The following is a 3,418-nucleotide window of genomic DNA, read 5'->3' as shown; positions in this document are numbered from 1 at the left end:
GTGCCGGAGCGGGCCGGGGTCGGCCGGGCCGGCTCGGAGCGGGCCGGGTCTGATCGGGACGAGCCGGACGGGGTGGCGCCGGGTCGGGCGGTGCCGGACCGGCCGGGGGCCGGGAGGTGCGACGCGCCGGTGCCCGCGGCGGTCGAGAGGGCGGCCGCGGACGTCGGGCGGCACCCGGATGCCGGATGAGCCGCTGCGCCGACCCGGGCAGCGGTGGTCGTCGCGGAGCTGAGCGTTCGGGGTGACCGGATCACTCGGACGGCTCAATCTGAATCCACGCAGAACGTGAATTGATTTCATTTCCGCTGATCTTCGATTAGCGTCCGGCCCGAAGCCGACGAGAGGACTCGCAGATGGCCGGGCCGCACCGCATCACCGCCGCACTCGGCGTCGGCGCCCTCCTCGGCGCGCTCGCCCTCGCCCCCGCCGCAGCCGCCGCCCCCGAGCCCGCCGCACCCGGCACGTCCGGGTTCACCGCGCCCGAGGCCCCGGACCACTGCGGCGGGCAGTGCCACCACGTGCTGCCCCCCGGCCAGAACGGCAACGCCACGCTCGCCGAACTCGCCGGACACCTGCTGTTCGGCACCAAGCCGAAGCACTCCGACGACCAGATCGCGCCCTACGCCGACCTGGCCACCGGGTACAAGCAGCTCACCACCGGCACCATCGACGAGTTCTTCAGCGACAACTCCTTCGGCGTCGAACCCGACGACGTGGACCGCACCTACCGGCCGCGCGAAGACGTCACGGTCGTGCGGGACAAGTCCGCCGGAGTCCCGCACATCTACGGCGACACCCGCGCGGGCACCACCTTCGGCGCCGGGTACGCCACCGCCGAGGACAAGCTGTTCCTGATGGACGTGCTGCGCCACGCCGGACGCGGCGAGGTCAGCCCCTTCGCCGGCGGCGCCCCCGCGAACCGCGAACTGGAGCAGAGCTTCTTCGCCACCTCGCCCTACACCGAGGAGGAGCTGCAGCAGCAGATCGACAGCGCCGCCGCATCGGGACCGCGCGGTGCGCAGGCCCTCGCCGACGCGCAGTCCTACGTGGACGGCATCAACACCTACCTCCGCGAAGCCCACGACGGCCGCTACTTCCCCGGCGAATACGTCGCCACCGGCCACGTCGACCCCATCACCAACGCGGGCGAGATCGAACCCTTCGAGCTCACCGACCTCGTCGTGCTGGCCTCCGTCGTCGGCGCCCAGTTCGGCGGCGGAGGCGGCAACGAAGTGCAGCAGGCGGTGGCCCGCATGTCCCTGCACGAGCGCTTCGGGCCCGAACGCGGCGAACAGGTCTGGCGCACCTTCCGCGCCGAGAACGACCCCGAAGCCATCTCCACCGTGCACGACGGCAGCGAATTCCCCTACGCCGCCACCCCGGACGACCCGCAGGGCCGCGCCATGCCCGACCCCGGCTCCGTCACCGACCAGCAGCTCGTGTTCGACGAGACCGGCTCCGCCGCCGAACCCGACGCCGCCGCGCCCGGGCCGCAGACCGCCCCCGAAGCCGCGCCCGAACGGCCGCTGCCCCGCGAAGAGCAGGTCGACGCGCTGCGCGGCATGTTCGACGACGGCGTGCTGCCCGCGGGCATGGCCGAACCGCGCGGCATGTCCAACGCACTGCTCGTCTCCGGCGAGCACACCGCCAGCGGGCACCCCATCGCCGTGTACGGGCCGCAGACCGGGTACTTCGCGCCGCAGCTGCTCACCCTGCAAGAGCTGCAGGGACCCGGGATCTCCTCCCAGGGCGCCTCGTTCGCGGGACTCAGCTTCTACACGCTGCTCGGCCGCGGCCAGGACTACTCGTGGAGCGCCACCACCGCCGCCCAGGACATCATCGACACCTACGCCGTCGAACTCTGCTCCCCGGACGGCGGTTCCGTCACCAAGGACGCCGACCACTACCTGTTCCGCGGTGAATGCGTGCCGATGAAGCAGGTCGAGCGGCGCAACGCGTGGGAACCGAACCTCGGTGACGACACCCCCGCCGGCTCCTACCGGCTCGTGTCCTTCCGCACCGAGTACGGGCCGATCACCCACCGCGCCACCATCGGCGGAAAACCCGTCGCCTACACCACGCTGCGCTCCACCTTCCAGCACGAGGTCGACTCGATCATCGGGTTCCAGCGGTTCAACGACCCCGGCGAGATCACCTCGCCGGAAGCGTTCCAGCAGGCCGCGAACGACGTGAACTACACGTTCAACTGGTTCTACGCCGACGCCGAGCACACCGCCTACTTCAACTCCGGGGCCAACCCGGCGCGGCAACCGCACGTCGACCCCAGCATGCCGGTGCTCGCCGACCCCGCCCACGACTGGCAGGACTGGAACCCCGACGGGAACACCGCCCGGTACCTGCCGCCGGAGCAGCACCCGCAGTCCGTCGACCAGGACTACTACGTCAGCTGGAACAACAAGCAGGCGCCCGGGACCAGCGGCGCGGGCCTCAACAAGGGTGCCGTGCAGCGCGGCGACCTGCTCGACTCCCGCGTCCGCGGACTCGTCGCCCAGGGCGGCGTCGACCGGGCCGAACTGACCCGCGCCATGTCCGAGGCCGCCGTCGCCGACCTGCGCGCCGAACGCGTGCTGCCGGACCTGCTGCGGGTGCTCGACAGCGGGCCCGTCGACCCGGCGCTCGCCGGGGAGATCGACTCGCTGCGCGCCTGGCTCGCCGACGGCGGTCTCCGCACCGAAACCGAGCCCGGCAGCCGGGAGTACGCGCACGCCGACGCCGTCGAACTCCTCGACGCCTGGTGGCCGCAACTCACCCGCGGCATCTTCGAACCCGCCGTGGGCGCCGACGCCTACCGGGCGCTGACCGGCGCCGAGCACATCAACGAATCGCCCTCCGGTTGGCAGAACGAGGAACCCGGGCTGCACGTCGGGCAACCGCACCAGGGCTCGGCGTTCCTCAACGGCTGGTACGGGCAGGTGTCGAAGAACCTGCGCGGCGCGCTCGGCGACGAGGTGCCCGGCGGGTTCGGCACCGGGCCCGCCGCGCCCGGGAACTCGCTGTGCGGCGAAGGAGACCTCGACGCGTGCCGGCAGGCGCTGCAGGACAGCCTCCGCGCCGCCGCCGACACGCCGGCCGAGCAGACCTACCCCGGTGACGCCGACTGCGAACCCGGCGACCAGTGGTGTGCCGACGCGATCGTGCACAACAAGATCGGCGGCATCGCGCACGACCCGATCAGCTGGCAGAACCGGCCGACGTACCAGCAGGTGGTGGAGTTCACGTCCCACCGCTGACCCGCCGCGGAGTGAACGGACCGTTCGTCCAACGGGATGGGACAAGCGGTCCGCCCCCCCCGAGACCGGTGTGCAGGCAGCGCCCCGGCACCCGTGCGCGGTGTGGAGTGGGGGGGCCCCGCGGGGGCGGGGGGGGGGGGGCGCCGGGGGGGGCGCCGGGGGGGGGG

General features: G+C 72.8%; 2 protein-coding genes. Both read left to right on the top strand.

Going from position 1 to position 3,418, the window contains the following annotated elements:
* Positions 1-189: hypothetical protein (locus LCD35_RS24925; protein ID WP_224962734.1), on the top strand; the 189-nt coding region annotated here is incomplete at its 5' end.
* Between the two features lie 164 nt (positions 190-353).
* On the top strand, positions 354-3,251 hold the full coding sequence (locus LCD35_RS24920; protein ID WP_224962732.1) for a penicillin acylase family protein: 2,898 nt from the start codon (positions 354-356) through the stop codon (positions 3,249-3,251).
* Positions 3,252-3,418: the final 167 nt, after the last annotated feature.

This window comes from Saccharopolyspora sp. 6V (assembly GCF_020176785.1).
GTDB classification, from domain to species: domain Bacteria; phylum Actinomycetota; class Actinomycetes; order Mycobacteriales; family Pseudonocardiaceae; genus Saccharopolyspora_C; species Saccharopolyspora_C gregorii.
Note: the sequence above shows the minus strand (reverse complement) of the source record. Positions and strands in the feature narration are given on the sequence as shown.